Genomic DNA, 15,794 nt, shown 5'->3' on the forward strand with positions numbered 1-15,794 from the left:
ATGGCGTATGAACAGGTGCTTTCCCAGGACGAGGTCGATGCTCTCCTGCAAGGCGTCACCGGCGGAGACATCGACCAGTCGTCGGCCCCGCCGCCCCCGCCCAAGGACGGCCTGCCGGCCTACGACCTCGGCGCGCCCGACCGCGTGGTGCGCAACCGCATGCACACGCTGGAGGTCATCAACGACCGCTTCGCGCGCGGCCTGCGCGGCGCGCTGCTGAACTTCATGCGCCGCAGCCCCGACATCTCGGTGGGGCAGGTCCAGATCCAGCAGTTCGGCGAGTTCGTGCGGCACCTGCCGGTGCCCGCGAACATCAACATGATCCACATGAAGCCGCTGCGCGGCACGGCCCTCTTCGTGTTCGACCCGAAGCTGGTGTTCCTCGTGGTGGACAACCTCTTCGGCAGCGACGGCCGCTACCACGTGCGCGTGGAAGGCCGCGACTTCACGCGCACCGAGCAGCGCATCATCAAGCGGCTGCTCGACATCTCGCTGCAGTGCTACGGCGAGGCGTGGCAGCCCGTGTTCCCGCTCGACTTCGACTACGTGCGCGCCGAGATGCACGGCAAGCTCGCCAACATCGTGGCGCCCAACGAAGTGGTGATCAACACCACGCTGCAGATCGAGTTCGGCCCCATCGGCGGCTTCCTGCACGTGTGCCTGCCCTACTCGATGATCGAGCCGATCCGCGACCTGCTGTCCAACCCGATCCAGGACGAGGTCGAGATCGACAAGCGCTGGGTCAAGCAGATGTCGCGCCAGATGCAGGCCGCGGACGTGGAGCTGGTGGCCGACTTCGTGACCATGCCCTCGACGCTGGGCGAGGTGATGAAGCTGCAGGTCGGCGACGTGATTCCCATCGAGCTGCCCGAGACCGTCGTCGCCAAGGTCGGCGGCGTGCCGGTGATGGAGTGCGGCTACGGCACCTCCAACGAGCGCTATGCACTGCGCGTGCAACAAATGATCTCCCACCAAGACAGCGATTTGAAGAACGACCATGACTGACAACAACTCTTCCGCCAGCAGCGACGCGGACGACTGGGCCGCCGCCCTGGCCGAGCAGACGGCCGCCACCGCGCCCGCGCCGGTGCAGGACGCCCAGGCAGCCGCAGCCGCCGCCGTGGCACCCGCCACCGCGCAAGTCTTCCAGCAGATCCAGGACACGCCCGCCGCCGCGAACCCGGGCGCAGGCCCGGTGGACATCGCGCGTGTGCTCGACGTGCCGGTGCAGCTGACCGCCGAGATCGGCCGCACCCGCATCACCATCAAGAACCTGCTGCAGCTGTCGCAGGGCTCGGTGGTCGAGCTCGACGGCCTGGCCGGCCAGCCGCTGGACGTGCTGATCAACGGCTACCTGATCGCGCAAGGCGAAGTGGTGGTGGTGAACGAGAAATACGGCATCCGCCTGACCGACATCGTCACCCCGTCCGAGCGCATGCAGAAGCTCGCCCGCTCATGAACCTGCGCCGGCACCTGCCTGCATGGGGCGCGGCGGCGCCGGCCCTGCTGTTGCTGCTCTGCGCACGGGGCGCGCACGCCGCGCTGCCCACCGTGCCCTCGCCCACGCACGAAGCCGCCGCGGCCGCGCCGTCGGCCGTCGGTGCCGGCAGCCTGCTGCAGGCCGGCTTCGGCATGGCGGTGGTGGTCGGGCTGATCTTCCTGTGCGCCTGGCTCGCGCGCCGCTTCGGGCTGCAGCGCCTGGGCGGCGGCCAGCATGTGAAGGTGGTGTCCAGCGCCATGGTCGGCCAGCGCGAACGCGTGGTGGTGATCGAGGTTGCCGGCACCTGGGTGGTGCTCGGCGTTACCGCGACCCATGTGAACACGCTGCACACGCTGCCTGCCCAGGCATCGGCCCCGGACCACCATGCCGCGGCGCAGGCCGCCGGCACAAGCAGTCCGGTCGAACTCTTTGCCCGCAAGCTGCGCGAATCCCTCTCGGGCAAGGCGCACTCCGCTCCATGACGCATACCGCCTTGCGCCGCGGCCTGCGCGCCGCGTTGTTGCTGCTCGCCGCCACGCTGCCCCTGGCCGCCTGGACCCAGGGCCTGCCCGGCCTCACCAGCACCCCCGGGCCCGCCGGCAGCCAGACCTGGTCGCTGAGCGTGCAGACGCTGGTGCTGCTGACCTCGCTCACCTTCCTGCCCGCGCTGCTGCTGTCGATGACCAGCTTCACGCGCATCCTGATCGTGCTCGGCCTGCTGCGCACGGCCATCGGCACGCAGACCTCGCCACCCAACCAGATCCTGGTGGGGCTGTCGCTGTTCCTCACCTTCTTCGTGATGTCGCCGGTGTTCGACAAGGCCTACACCGAGGCCTACCAGCCTTTCTCGGAGAACAAGATCAGCGCGGAAAAGGCGTTGGAGCGCGGCATCGCCCCCTTCAAGACCTTCATGCTCAAGCAGACCCGCGAGACCGACCTGGCCCTGTTCGCCCGGCTCGCCAAGGCGCCCGAGATGCAGGGCCCCGAAGACGTGCCGCTGCGCATACTGCTGCCCTCCTTCGTCATCAGCGAGCTGAAGACCGCGTTCCAGATCGGCTTCACCATCTTCATCCCGTTCCTCATCATCGACCTGGTGGTGGCCAGCGTGCTCATGTCGATGGGCATGATGATGGTGCCGCCCGCGTCCATCGCGCTGCCCTTCAAGCTGATGCTCTTCGTGCTGGCCGACGGCTGGCAGCTGATGATCGGCGCGCTCGCGCAAAGCTTCTATCTCTAGGCAGGACCGCCACATGACACCCGAATCAGTCATGACCATGGGCCATCGGGCCATGGAAATCTCGCTGCTGCTGGGCGCCCCGCTGCTGCTGGTGGCGCTCGTCATCGGCCTGATCGTCAGCATCTTCCAGGCGGCCACGCAGATCAACGAGGCCACCCTCTCCTTCATTCCCAAGCTGCTCGCCGTGTTCGCGACGCTGGTCATCGCCGGGCCGTGGATGCTCGACCGCATGCTCGACTACATGCGCGCGCTGTTCGCCGGCATCCCGCAGATGCTGGCGTGACGCCTTCGATCTTCTCCGTCACTTCGGGCCAGCTCGAGGGCTGGGTGGTGGCCTTCCTGTGGCCCTTCGTGCGCATGCTCGCGCTGGTGAGCACCGCACCCATCTTCGCGGAGTCCTGGGTGCCGAGGCAGGTCAAGGTGGGCATCGCCGCCATGCTCACGCTGGTGATCTCGCCGCTCATCGGGCCGTTTCCGGCGGTGCCCGTGGTGTCCGCCGGCGGGCTGTGGATCATCGTGCAGCAGGTGCTGATCGGCGTGGCCATGGGCTTCGCGATGCGGATGGTGTTCACCGCCGTGCTGGCGGCGGGCGAATACATCGGCCTGCAGATGGGCCTGTCGTTCGCGTCCTTCTACGACCCCATGAGCCGCGGCAGCACCATGGTGGTGTCGAGGCTGCTGAACATGCTGGCGACGCTGATCTTCCTTGCGCTCGACGGGCACCTGCTGATCGTGAACGCTCTGGCCGACAGCTTCGCCACGCTGCCCATCTCGGACGGGCCGCTGGTGGCGGGAGGATGGATGTTCCTGGTGCTGGCAGCGGGAGAGATCTTCGCCAGCGGGCTGCTGCTGTCGCTGCCGCTCATCACCGCGCTGCTCACGCTGAACCTGGCCATGGGCATCCTGAACCGCGCGTCGCCGCAGTTCAGCATCTTCGCGGTGGGCTTCCCGCTCACGCTGCTGGCGGGCATCTTCATGCTGCAACTGCTGATGCCGAACCTGGCGGCGTTCCTGGAACCGCGGTTCGCGCAGGGGATCGCGAACATGCTGCGGTTCACGCAGGGACTGCGGCCCTAGCTCTAGCCTAGCCCTTGGCCGAGCGGCGCCGCGCCTTGACCGCCGTCGCCAGCCCCTCGAGCACCGGCACCGTCTGCGCGAAGCCGATGCAGGCATCGGTGATCGAGACGCCGTGCTTCAGCGGCACGCCCGGCGACAGGTCCTGCCGGCCTTCCTCGAGATGGCTCTCGATCATGATGCCGGTGATGCGCCGCTCGCCGGCCGCGATCTGCGCGGCCACGTCTTCGGCGACGACGATCTGCCGCTGGTGCTGCTTGCTGCTGTTGCCGTGCGAAACGTCGACCATGACCTGGGGCCGCAGGCCGTTCGCCAGCAGCGCCTCGCAGCTGGCCGCGACGTCCGCCGCCGAGTAGTTGGGCGCCTTGCCGCCGCGCAGGATGACGTGGCAATCGTCGTTGCCGCGCGTCTCGAAGATGGCGGCCATGCCCATCTTGGTCATGCCCATGAAGGCATGCGGCGCGCGGGCCGCGAGGATGGCATCGGCCGCGACCTTCACGCTGCCGTCGGTGCCGTTCTTGAAGCCGACCGGGCAGCTCAGGCCGGAAGCAAGCTGCCGGTGGCTCTGGCTCTCGGTGGTGCGCGCGCCGATGGCACCCCAGGCAATCAGGTCGGCAATGAACTGCGGGCTCAGCAGGTCGAGGAATTCGGTGCCGGTCGGCAGGCCGAGCGTGGTCAGCTCGAGCAGCAGGCGCCGCGCGCGCTCCAGACCCTCGTTGATGGCGAAGCTGCCGTCCAGGTGCGGGTCGTTGATGTAGCCCTTCCAGCCGACGGTGGTGCGCGGCTTCTCGAAGTAGGCGCGCATCACGATCAGCAGGTCGTCCTGCAGCGAATCGGCGAGCTTCTTCAGGCGCTGTGCGTATTCGATGGCCTGGTCGTGGTCGTGGATGGAGCAGGGGCCGACCACCACCACCAGCCGGTCGTCGCGGCCGTGCAGCACGTCGGCAATGGCCGCGCGGCTGCCTTCGACCAGCGCCAGGGTGTTGTCGCGCACCGGCACGCGTTCCTGCAGCAGCGCGGGGGTCATGAGCGGACGGACGGCGCCGATGCGTACGTCGTCGATGCGGGTGGTGTCCAGCGTGCTGTCGCGGGAGCCGATTTCTGCGTCGTGGAGGGGGTCGTCTAGGCGGGGCATGGTCGTGGGGTGTCGAATGGAACTCCCCCGATTGTCCCCCCGCCGCTCACAGGTAGTTGAATAGCGAAATGCTGTTCAGCTTGGCGAAGGTCATCTGCGTTGCCTGCAGCGAAGACTGGCGCTGGTAGAACTCGGCGATCGCGCTGTACGGGTCCAGGTCTTCGATGGAAGACAGGTAAGACTCTTCCTGCAGCTTGCGCGAGGCACCGCCGCTGTCCAGCGCATCGAGTTCCGTCTGCCGCGAGCCGACCGAGGACAGCACCGTCAGCACGTTGTCGTGCGCATTCGTCACCTTGCGGTTGGCCGTGGCCAGCGCGTTCTGCAGTTGCGCCTGGGCGGCCTCGCCGCCGCCGGCCAGCGGCGTGCGCAGCGCGGTCACCAGCTGGCCGATGGCCGCGAACACGTCGGTGCCGGCGTTCTGCGCGGTCGACACGTCGAAGCTGTCGCCATCCGCCGGCTTGCCGGTGAACTTGACCTGCACCCCGCCGAAGTTGACGGGCGAGCCCGCCGTGTACGCACCGGCGCCGGCCACCACGGGCGGCACGTCCTTGGTCATCACGGTGTAGTTGCCACCGTTGAAGGTGATGGTGAAGTCCTTGCCGTAGTTCGTTGCCGTGGCGTCGGCGATGCTGATGGAGCCGAACACGGCGCTGCCGGTGTTGCTGGCCGCGCTCGAAGCCACGTAGCCCGCGCCGCCCTGCACCGACTGGAAGATGCTGCGGCCGTCGTCGCCCGTGGACATCTGGCGCGACACGTCGACCTGCATCAGCCGCTGGCCCTGGTCGCCCACGTACTGCACGCCGCCGCCGGCGGCCGCCACGAACGGCGGGCTGCCGCTCTTGAAGCCGGCAAACAGGTACTGGCCGTTGCCGTCGTCGGTGTTGGCCACGCCCACCAGCTGGTCGTAGGCGCTCTGGATGGTGGTGGCGAGCGAGGCGCGGTCGGCATCGGTGAGCGTGCCGTTGCCGGCGTTCACCGTCAGCGTCTTGATGTTCTGCAGGATCGAAGTCACCGAGTTCAGCGCGTTCTCTTCGGTCGACAGCGCCAGGCTCGCGCGCTGGCGGCTGGTGGCGTACTGCGCGTTTTCCGACAGCGTCTGGCTGACGCCCAGGGAGCGCGCCGCGCCGACCGGGTCGTCGCCGGCGGACAGGAACTTGGAATTGGTCGCCAGCTGCTGCTGGACCTTGAACAGCTTCTGCTGCTGCAGGCCCATGGCGCTGACGTTCTGCTCGTAGAAGGATGAGGTGCTGATGCGCATCGCGGCTCCTGGATTCTGTGCTTCGGTGAAACGGCTCAGCTGCGGATGCCGAGGATCGCGTCGAACATGGTCGAGGCGGTCTGGATCACCTTCGCGTTGGCCTGGTACATCTGCTGGAACATCAGCAGGTTGGCGGTTTCCTCGTCCTGGTTGACGCCCGAGACGGCTTGCTGGCTGGCCTTGATCTGGCCGGTCACGCTGTCTTGCGTGGCCGCCGCCACCTTCACGGCCATGGCCCGGTTGCCGACTTCGCTGACCAGCTGCGAGTAGGCGCCGTTGAAGGTCGACGTGCCGTTGGCCATCACGGCCTTGCGCTGCAGTGCGCCCAGCAGCAGCGCATTGCTGCCGTCGGACACGCCCGAGGTGTTGTTCTTGATGGTGAAGGTGTCGCCCTGCGCAGGCGCGCCGGTCATGCTGACGGTGACGCCGTCGAAGCTCATCTTCGCGCCGGCGCTGTAGGGCACGGGCGTGCCGGCCGGGTAGTTGGTGGTGGTGCCGTTGGGCAGCGTCACCGAAACGGCCGAGGTCGCGGGGAAGCCCGTCAGGTTGCCCGTGGCGGCGTCGAAGCTCAGCGTGACCGTGCCTGCCAGCGGCGTGCCGGGGTAGGAGGCGTCGACGGTCGCGGTGCCCAGCGCGGCGCTGCCCTTGTTGCCCGCGGTGTTGCCGGTGACGAGCGGCGACGCGGCCGCCACCTTGGCGGGGTCGCGCACCGCCACGTCGAGGTCGCGCGCGCCGGTGCGGGTCGGCTGCACCAGGAACGAGTCGCCGGCCTGCGCGGTGCCGCTGGCGGCGGTGAGGCTCACGCCGTCGAAGTTGATCGGGAAGGCGGTGAAGCTGCCCATCGACGTCTTGTCCGACAGCCGAGTGACCGTGTAGGTGAGCGTGCCCGACACGTTGGTGACGCTGACGTCGTAGTCGCTGGTCGTGAGCTTCGAGGCATCGGTCAGCGACGCGCCGATTTCGAGGTTGCCTGTGTTCTTTGCGTTGGACATCACGCCCGGCACCGCCTGGTTGAAGAAATTCTGGCCCAGCGCGCCGTTCAGGTCGACGCCCAGCTTGTGCTGTGCATTGACCGCATCGGCCACCGACATGGCGAGCCGGCCGATGGAATTTTGCGTGGGAATGAGGGTTTCGCTGCGGAAGGTCATGAGGCCGCCAAGCACGCCGCCCTTGAAGGTGCCGTCGTCGAGTTCGGCGGTGTTGCCGCCGAAGCCCTTGAGCGCCACCGCCTTGCGGGTGGGGTCGGCGGCCGAGTTGACCGAGACCATCTGGGAGGCGTAGTCCCCCACCACCAGCGACTGGCCGGTGGCGATGAACACGTTGTACTTGCCGTTGTCCTGCTGCAGCACCTTGACGTCGACCACCTGGCTCAGCTGGCTCACCAGCAGGTCGCGCTGGTCGAGCAGGTCGTTCGGCGGCTGGCCGCTGGCCATGGCCGTGGCCTGGCTGATCTGCTGGTTCAGGCCGGCGATCTTGCTGGCGTAGGTGTTGATCTGGTCGACGCTGCCGTCGATCTGCTCATTCACCGACGAGTTCAGGTCCGACAGGTACTGGTCGGTCGAGCGGAACTTGCTGGCCAGCGCCTGCGCGGAACTGATCATCTGCTGGCGCGCGGCGGGGTCGGCCGGGGTGTTGGCCACGCCCTGGATGCTGGTGAAGAAGTTCTGCATCAGCGCCGAGATGCCCGAGGTCTTGTCGGCCAGCAGGGTGTCGATGCGGTTGATCTGCGTGCCGTTGGTGGCCAGCGCGACCGAGTTCGACTGCGCGCTGGCAAGCTGCGCGGTCAGGTAGCGGTCGTAGCTGCGCGAGACGGTCGTGACGTTGGCGCCCGTGCCGATGTAGCCCGAGCCGCTGGAAATGGCGCTGCCCGTGGCGATCTCCGCCACCTGGCGGCTGTAGCCGGCCGTGTAGACGTTGGCGGTGTTGTGGGCCGTGGTCATCAGCGCGGTGCGGGCAACGCCGAGGCCGCTCAGACCTGTGTAGAACATGCTTCCGGACATAAGGCTTTACCTGTCAATTGGAGAGTGTGTTTGGCGCCGCGAAGGCGCCTTCTTTGTATCTATCGGCAGCGCCGGACAAAACTTGAGGGCCGGAGTCAGAACTCGGTCCAGTCGCCCTTGGCGTCGCCGGCCATGGCCAGTTGCGGCGCCGGGCCGCCGCCCGGCTCGCGGCGCGTCGGCAGCGCCTTGGCCGGACGCTTGGCCGCGGCAGGCGCCGGTTTGGCCGGCTTGGCAATGGGGGTGATGCGGGTGAAACCGGGGCGCGCGGTGGCAACGGCATTGCCGTCGAGCTTGAAGATGCTGACGGTCTGCACGAGGCTGCCGGCCTGCTCCTGCAGCGACTGGGCGGCGGCCGAGGCCTCTTCGACCAGCGCAGCGTTCTGTTGTGTGACCTGGTCCATCTGCGTGATGGCCTGGTTGATCTGCTCGATGCCGGAGGTCTGCTCCTGGCTCGCGGCGGTGATCTCGCCCATGATGTCCGTCACGCGCTTGACGCTGCCGACGATCTCGTCCATGGTGCGGCCGGCTTCTTCCACCTGCTTGCTGCCCTCTTCGACCTTCTCCACCGAGTCGCCGATGAGGGTCTTGATTTCCTTGGCTGCCGCTGCAGAACGTTGTGCGAGGCTGCGGACTTCGGAGGCGACTACCGCGAAGCCACGACCCTGCTCGCCAGCGCGAGCGGCTTCCACCGCCGCGTTCAGCGCCAGGATGTTGGTCTGGAATGCGATGCCGTCGATCACGCCGATGATGTCGACGATCTTCTTGGACGACGCATTGATCGAGCCCATGGTGTCGACCACCTGCGAGACGACGCTGCCGCCCTTCACAGCAACTTCGGAAGCCGATACGGCCAGCTGGTTGGCCTGACGTGCGTTGTCGGCGTTCTGCTTGACGGTCGAAGTCAGCTCCTCCATCGAAGCAGCCGTCTGTTCCAGCGAGCTCGCCTGTTCCTCCGTACGCGACGACAGGTCCTGGTTGCCCGAGGCGATCTGCCCCGAAGCCGTCGCGATCGTCTCCGTGCCGGTACGCACTTCGCCCACCACCTTCGCCAGGCTCTCGTTCATGTTCTTGAGCGCCTGCATCAGCTGGCCCGCCTCATCGCGGCTTTCCACCTTGATGTTCGTGCTCAGGTCGCCGGCCGCCACGGTCTCGGCCACCTGCAGGGCCTGCCCCAGGGGTCGCACGATGCCCAGCGTCAGGCGCCACGCCAGCAGCGCACCCAGCAGCAGGCCGATGACCGACAGCGCCAGCAGCGCGGTCTCGCCGGTCGAATGGTCGGCCTCGATGCCCTTGGCCAGCTCGTCGATGCGGTCACGCTGGTATGCCGCGAGCCTGGCGACGATATTTTCGTAGACGACGAGCGAAGGCGCCCATTGGTTGTCGGCCATCTGCATGGCCTCCTCGTCTTTGCCCTCGGTCTTCAGCTTGTTGATCTGGGCGATGGTCACCACAGCGACCCCGCGCGCAGCGGCCGCCTCGGCATACAGCTTCTTCTCTTCCGGGGAGGTCAGCAGTTCCTCGAGCTTCTTCTGCACCGGATTGATCAGCACCGATTTGTCGACCCGCGCCTTCTCGAAGAAGGCGACCGCCTTGGGATCCGTCGCCTTGACCATCGCGAACGAGTTCGCGATCGCCGGTCCGAGCAGGTTGGACCACTGGCTGGCCAGGCGCTCCTTGACCAGCGCGTTCTGCATCAGATCTTCCGTGGCCTTGCCCACCTTGGCCAGGCGCAGCATGCCCGTGGCCGCGATGGCAGCCATCAGCAGCAGCACCACCGAGAAGCCGAAGCCCAGGCGGGTGCCGATTTTCAGATTCTTCAAATTCATTTGGCTTCTTCTTTCTCGGAACTGGAGCAAACCCGCCGCGGGATGCGGCGCCATGGGTTCTTTATCGGCACGTATTTGGGAAGGTTGAACACCCGAAGATCAAAATTCCGTCCAGTCGCCCTTGGCGTCGCCGGCCATGGCCAGCTGCGGTGCGGGGCGGCCACCCGGCTCGCGGCGCGAGGGGAGCGCCTTGGCCGGACCCTTCGGTGCCGGCTTGGCCGCGGCGGCGGGCCTGGGGATCGGCGTCAGGCGCGTGAAGCTGGTGCGCGTGGCCAGGGCATTGGCATCGAGCTTGAAGATGCTGACGGACTGCACGAGGCTGCCGGCCTGCTCCTGCAGCGATTGGGCGGCGGCCGAAGCCTCTTCGACCAGCGCAGCGTTCTGTTGTGTGACCTGGTCCATCTGCGTGATGGCCTGGTTGATCTGCTCGATGCCGGAGGTCTGCTCCTGGCTCGCTGCGGTGATCTCGCCCATGATGTCCGTCACGCGCTTGACGCTGCCGACGATCTCGTCCATGGTGCGGCCGGCTTCTTCCACCTGCTTGCTGCCCTCTTCGACTTTCTCCACCGAGTCGCCGATGAGGGTCTTGATTTCCTTGGCTGCTGCGGCCGAGCGCTGCGCGAGGCTGCGGACTTCCGATGCCACCACCGCGAAGCCTCGGCCTTGTTCCCCTGCGCGGGCGGCTTCGACAGCCGCATTGAGCGCCAGGATGTTGGTCTGGAACGCGATGCCGTCGATCACGCCGATGATGTCGACGATCTTCTTGGACGACGCATTGATCGAGCCCATCGTGTCGACTACTTGAGAGACGACGCTGCCGCCCTTCACCGCGACTTCCGAAGCCGACACCGCCAGCTGGTTCGCCTGGCGCGCGTTGTCGGCGTTCTGCTTCACGGTCGAAGTCAGCTCCTCCATAGAGGCAGCCGTCTGCTCCAGCGAGCTCGCCTGTTCCTCGGTACGCGAAGACAAGTCCTGGTTGCCCGAGGCGATCTGGCTGGACGCCGTGGCGATCGTGTCCGTTCCCATGCGCACTTCGCCGACGATCTTCGAGAGGCTGTCGTTCATGCCCTTCAGCGCTTCGAGCAACTGGCCGGTCTCGTCGGTCGTGCGCGCCTCGATGCGGCTGGTCAGGTCACCGGCAGCCACCGACTGCGCCACCTTCACCGCCTCCGACAGGGGCCGCGAGACGATGCGTGCGATCCACAGCGCGAGCACCAGGCCCAGCGCCACACTGCCCAGCAGCAGGCCGAGCACCCAGAGGCGCGCCTGCGAATAGACGCCGTCGGCAGTCTGGCCGGCGCGGGTCGCACCGGCCACGTTGATCTCGGTCAGCTTGTCGAGCATCGTGTTGATCTCGCGGGTCAACTGCAGCGACTTGCCGCGGATCAGCGCGTTCGCCTGCTCGTTCTCCTGCGTGTGGGAGATCGCGACGATCTTGTTGTGCTCGACCGCGTACTGGTTCAGCAGCTTCTGGAGTTCCGGGTAGATCTCGCGTTCTTCCGGCTCGGTGATGAGGCTCTCGTAGGTGGTGCGGTTCTTCTGCAGGTTGGCCCACGTCTCGTCCATCGCCTTTTCGTACGCGGCCATCTCGTCGTAGGAACCCGAAAGGATGTGTTGCATCTCCTGGGTGCGGTAGCGCGACACCAGGTTCTTCATTTCGAGCAGCGAGCGCGTGGCAGGCATCCAGGTGGTCGACATCTCGGTCGACATGTCATGGACCTTGCCCAGCTGCATCACCGCGATGACACCGACACAGACCGTCAACGCGAGGACGGCGATGAAAGACACAAGCAGCTTGGTGGCTATCTTGAAGTTGTAGAAAGTTTTAATGATTTTTCCTTGTGGCTCTGGAGCCGATTCGTGGGTTGTCGCGTCGGGCGCGTTCCTCTCAGAACTCGCGCCAGTCGCCAGCGCCCGCCACAGCGAGCTGCGGCACGGCGGGCAACGATGATTTGTCGTCCTGCGCGGCCGGCAATGCCTGGGCGCGCGCGCCGGATTCGGCCTGGTGGCCGGCTTCCAGCTTGAAGATGCTGACGGCCTGCACCAGGCTGCCCGCCTCTTGCTGCAGCGACTGGGCGGCGGCCGAGGCCTCTTCGACCAGCGCGGCGTTCTGCTGCGTCACCTGGTCCATCTGCGTGATGGCCTGGTTGATCTGCTCGATGCCGGAGGTCTGCTCCTGGCTCGCTGCGGTGATCTCGCCCATGATGTCGGTCACGCGGCGCACGCTGCCGACGATCTCTTCCATCGTGCGGCCCGCCTCGGCGACCTGCTTGCTGCCTTCCTCGACCTTCTCCACGGAGTCGCCGATCAGCGTCTTGATCTCCTTGGCTGCTGCTGCCGAGCGCTGAGCGAGGCTGCGCACTTCCGATGCCACCACCGCAAAGCCGCGGCCCTGCTCACCCGCACGGGCCGCTTCCACAGCCGCATTCAGCGCCAGGATGTTGGTCTGGAAGGCGATGCCGTCGATCACGCCAATGATGTCGACGATCTTCTTGGACGACGCATTGATCGAGCCCATGGTGTTGACCACCTGCGACACGACACTGCCGCCCTTCACCGCGACTTCCGAAGCCGATACGGCCAGTTGGTTGGCTTGGCGTGCGTTGTCCGCGTTCTGCTTGACGGTAGAAGTCAGCTCCTCCATGGAAGCAGCCGTCTGCTCCAGCGAGCTCGCCTGTTCCTCGGTGCGCGACGAGAGATCCTGATTCCCCGAGGCGATCTGCCCCGAAGCCCTGGCAATGGTTTCGCTCGAATCCTTGATCTTGCCGACGATCGAGGTCAGCTGCACCTGCATCTGCTTGATGGAATGCAGCAGGCTGCCGTCACGGGCGGCGTCGGCCTCCACTGCCAGCGACAGGTCGCCGTCGGCGATGCGGCCGACCACGTCGGCGGCGTACTGCGGCTCGCCGCCGAGTTGCCGGCCGATCAGGCGCGCCACCACCACGCCCAGCCCCACGCTGACCACGATGCCGGCCAGTGCCAGCACCAGCATCATCAGCCGCGAGGTCTTGTAGGTGTCGTCGGCATGCTCCGCACGCGCGCGCGCCAGGTCCTTGCTGTGCGCGACCATGCCCTTGAGCACTTCTTCCAGGCCGCGCGATTCCTTCAGCAGGCGCGCGCTGTCCTCGGTCACCTGGTTGTCGAACTGCGAGCTGTCCAGCGGCTGCTTGTTCACCAGCGCCACGAAGTCGTTCATGTGCTTGCCCAGCGGACCGACCAGGCCTTCGAACTGGCTGAAGAGCTTCGTGCCTTCCTCGGTCTCGCCGAAGAACGACTTGACCTCGGCGGCGCGCGACGAGAGGCTTTCCATGGAAGCCTTGAGCTCGTTCGCACCCGCGTTGCGCTCGCCGCGCGTGCCGGCCGACAGCAGCGTCATCTGGGCGCGGCTGGCGTACAGCAGGTGGATGTTGGCTTCCTGCACGGCCTGCAGTGCGCGAAGCTCGTTGGCGTAGAGCTCTTCGGTCGAGGCGCTGATGCGCCCCATGTGGAAGATGCCGAGCGCGCTCACCGCCGCGCCGATGGCGGCGACCACGAGAAAGCTGAGGATCAGCCGGACGGTGACGCGAAGATTCTGGAACCACTGCATGTCTTTTTCTCCGATTTGTGCTGCTGCTTATGCAGTGAGTGCCAGCCGATGCGCCGGGACGGCAGCGCGGCTGCCTTCCAGGCGGAACACGCCGACCACCTGCGACAGGCTGCTTGCCTGCTCCTGCAGCGATTGAGCTGCCGCCGAAGCCTCTTCGACCAGCGCCGCGTTCTGTTGTGTGACCTGGTCCATCTGCGTGATGGCCTGGTTGATCTGCTCGATGCCGGAGGTCTGCTCCTGGCTCGCCGCAGTGATCTCGCCCATGATGTCCGTCACGCGCTTCACGCTGCCGACGATCTCGTCCATGGTGCGGCCGGCTTCTTCCACCTGCTTGCTGCCCTCTTCGACCTTCTCCACCGAGTCGCCGATCAGCGTCTTGATTTCCTTGGCTGCCGCTGCAGAACGTTGTGCGAGGCTGCGGACTTCGGAGGCGACGACCGCGAAGCCACGGCCCTGCTCGCCAGCGCGAGCGGCTTCCACGGCCGCGTTCAGCGCCAGGATGTTGGTCTGGAATGCGATGCCGTCGATCACGCCGATGATGTCGACGATCTTCTTGGACGACGCATTGATCGAGCCCATGGTGTCGACCACCTGCGAGACGACGCTGCCGCCCTTCACCGCGACTTCCGAAGCCGACACGGCCAGCTGGTTGGCTTGCCGCGCGTTGTCCGCGTTCTGCTTGACGGTCGAAGTCAGCTCTTCCATCGAGGCCGCCGTCTGCTCCAGCGAGCTGGCCTGCTGTTCCGTGCGCGAAGACAGGTCCTGGTTGCCCGAGGCGATCTGCCCCGAAGCCGTCGCGATCGTCTCCGTGCCGGTACGCACTTCGCCCACCACCTTCGCCAGGCTCTCGTTCATGTTCTTCAGCGCCTGCATCAGTTGGCCCGTCTCGTCGCGGCTTTCCACGCGGATGTCGACGCTCAGGTCGCCGGCCGCCACGGTCTCAGCCACCTCGACGGCGCGCGCCAGGGGCCGCACGATACTGCGCGAGATCAGGAATGCGAAGACCGCCCCGATCAACACCGTTGCCACCGCCAGCAACAGGTTCATGTCGAAGGCGCGCGTATTCGCCGCGTCGATCCTGGCGCTCATGTCGTCGATCGCCTTGCGCTCGATCGCCAACAGCTCGAGCACCCGGTTTTCATATGCTTTGGCCGCGGGCTGGAAGCTCTCCTTGAAGACGCGTGCGGTTTCCACCGTGTCGCCGCCCGCCTTGGCCTTGCCCACTTCCTCCTTGGCCGCCTGGTACTTGGCGCGCAGCTCGATGATCGACTTGAAGGTGGCCTTCTCCTCGTCCGTCACCAGCAGCTTCTCGACCTTGGCGATGGTCTGCGACCCCTTCTTCACGCTGTCGGAAATGACGTCGGCGAAGACGACGGGCAAGCTCTCGTCGGTGGTGCGCGCGATCATCGACGTGCGTGCGATGGCCGAGTAGGTCAGCACATACCAGTCGGCAATCAGCCGTTCCTTCGCCAGCGGGCTTTCCATCATCACCCGCGTGGCTTCCGCGTTGCTGTGCGCGGAGAAAAGCGCGAAGGCGGTGGAGAGCACCACCAGTCCGAGGACAACGGCAAAGGCCGCGGCAAGCCGCGTGCCGATGCGCAGGTTCGAGAAGAAGTTCATGGTGCGGGCGTTGGATGGAGAAGGCGGGGCGGCAAGAGATCAGGCGGTGGCCGCGGCTTCGATGAGGCCCATTTCCTGGCTCGACATGAGCCGGTCGATGTCCACCAGGATCAGCATCCGCTCTTCCAGCGTGCCCAGCCCGATCAGGTAGTCCGCGTCCAGCACCGAACCCATCTCCGGCGCCGGCTTGATCTGCTCCGCCGACAGCGTGATCACATCCGACACGCTGTCCACCACCATCCCCACCACGCGCCCGCCGATGTTCAGCACGATCACCACCGTGAACTGGTCGTACGTCGGGTCGCCCAGCTTGAACTTGATGCGCATGTCGATGATCGGGACGATGATCCCGCGCAGGTTCACCACCCCCTTGATGTACTCCGGCGCGTTCGCGATCCGCGTCACCGCGTCGTAGCCGCGCAGCTCCTGCACCTTCTGGATGTCGATCCCGTATTCCTCTTCGCCCAGCTTGAACGTCACCACCTCCAGGCGGCTGCCGCCCGTGGAAGGCGACGGCGCCGAGGCGGCTTGTTGCAAGGGGTCTTTTGCCTTGGTCAGCATCTGTTCTCTCCGGTTTG

Annotated in this window: 14 protein-coding genes; 6 read left to right on the top strand and 8 right to left on the bottom strand. The window is 66.4% G+C overall.

All coding sequences use genetic code 11. The features are described from left to right. Genes fliM through fliR form a run of 6 tightly spaced genes read left to right on the top strand, consistent with a single transcriptional unit; the run spans position 1 to position 3,794 of the window. On the top strand, positions 1–1,005 hold the full coding sequence (fliM, locus tag WIX39_RS24645; protein ID WP_081265883.1) for a flagellar motor switch protein FliM: 1,005 nt from the start codon (positions 1–3) through the stop codon (positions 1,003–1,005). Next, a complete protein-coding gene (gene fliN, locus WIX39_RS24650; protein ID WP_409196087.1) occupies positions 998–1,459 on the top strand; it encodes a flagellar motor switch protein FliN in 462 nt (153 codons plus the stop codon). Before fliM ends, fliN begins: the two co-directional genes overlap by 8 nt. Beyond that, positions 1,456–1,962, top strand: coding sequence for a flagellar biosynthetic protein FliO (gene fliO / locus WIX39_RS24655; RefSeq protein ID WP_409196088.1), 507 nt, complete (start codon positions 1,456–1,458; stop codon positions 1,960–1,962). The genes fliN and fliO overlap by 4 nt, the downstream gene beginning before the upstream one ends. After that, a complete protein-coding gene (gene fliP, locus WIX39_RS24660) occupies positions 1,959–2,717 on the top strand; it encodes a flagellar type III secretion system pore protein FliP (RefSeq protein ID WP_285415174.1) in 759 nt (252 codons plus the stop codon). The genes fliO and fliP overlap by 4 nt, the downstream gene beginning before the upstream one ends. Positions 2,718–2,730: 13 nt before the next feature. Then, positions 2,731–3,000 (top strand): flagellar biosynthesis protein FliQ, encoded by a 270-nt coding sequence (gene fliQ / locus WIX39_RS24665; protein WP_081265887.1) that lies wholly within the window; start codon positions 2,731–2,733, stop codon positions 2,998–3,000. 8 nt (positions 3,001–3,008) lie between these two features. Beyond that, positions 3,009–3,794: a flagellar biosynthetic protein FliR gene (gene fliR, locus WIX39_RS24670; RefSeq protein ID WP_199851993.1), complete on the top strand. Its 786-nt coding sequence runs from the start codon at positions 3,009–3,011 to the stop codon at positions 3,792–3,794. A 7-nt stretch (positions 3,795–3,801) separates the two neighbouring features. Here fliR and WIX39_RS24675 read toward each other — a convergent pair whose 3' ends face one another. The 8 genes from WIX39_RS24675 to WIX39_RS24710 form a co-directional block, all read right to left on the bottom strand. Continuing rightward, positions 3,802–4,926 carry a 3-deoxy-7-phosphoheptulonate synthase gene (locus tag WIX39_RS24675; RefSeq protein ID WP_285415179.1) on the bottom strand — a complete coding sequence of 375 codons (1,125 nt, stop codon included), beginning with the start codon at positions 4,924–4,926 and terminating at the stop codon, positions 3,802–3,804. A gap of 46 nt (positions 4,927–4,972) precedes the next feature. Then, on the bottom strand, positions 4,973–6,184 hold the full coding sequence (gene flgL / locus WIX39_RS24680; protein ID WP_106937121.1) for a flagellar hook-associated protein FlgL: 1,212 nt from the start codon (positions 6,182–6,184) through the stop codon (positions 4,973–4,975). Between the two features lie 35 nt (positions 6,185–6,219). Beyond that, positions 6,220–8,172: a flagellar hook-associated protein FlgK gene (flgK, locus tag WIX39_RS24685; RefSeq protein WP_234382380.1), complete on the bottom strand. Its 1,953-nt coding sequence runs from the start codon at positions 8,170–8,172 to the stop codon at positions 6,220–6,222. A gap of 107 nt (positions 8,173–8,279) precedes the next feature. Next, on the bottom strand, positions 8,280–10,010 hold the full coding sequence (locus WIX39_RS24690) for a methyl-accepting chemotaxis protein (protein ID WP_409196089.1): 1,731 nt from the start codon (positions 10,008–10,010) through the stop codon (positions 8,280–8,282). Between the two features lie 99 nt (positions 10,011–10,109). Next, a complete protein-coding gene (locus WIX39_RS24695; protein ID WP_081266014.1) occupies positions 10,110–11,840 on the bottom strand; it encodes a methyl-accepting chemotaxis protein in 1,731 nt (576 codons plus the stop codon). Positions 11,841–11,898: 58 nt separating this feature from the next. Beyond that, entirely contained in the window at positions 11,899–13,596 is a 1,698-nt protein-coding gene (locus WIX39_RS24700) for a methyl-accepting chemotaxis protein (protein WP_409196090.1), read from the bottom strand. A gap of 27 nt (positions 13,597–13,623) precedes the next feature. Then, on the bottom strand, positions 13,624–15,216 hold the full coding sequence (locus tag WIX39_RS24705) for a methyl-accepting chemotaxis protein (protein ID WP_409196091.1): 1,593 nt from the start codon (positions 15,214–15,216) through the stop codon (positions 13,624–13,626). Between the two features lie 39 nt (positions 15,217–15,255). Continuing rightward, on the bottom strand, positions 15,256–15,777 hold the full coding sequence (locus WIX39_RS24710) for a chemotaxis protein CheW (protein WP_106937117.1): 522 nt from the start codon (positions 15,775–15,777) through the stop codon (positions 15,256–15,258). Between the last annotated feature and the right edge of the window lie 17 nt (positions 15,778–15,794).

It is taken from the genome of Variovorax sp. AB1(2024) (genome assembly GCF_037482385.2).
Lineage (GTDB): Bacteria > Pseudomonadota > Gammaproteobacteria > Burkholderiales > Burkholderiaceae_C > Variovorax.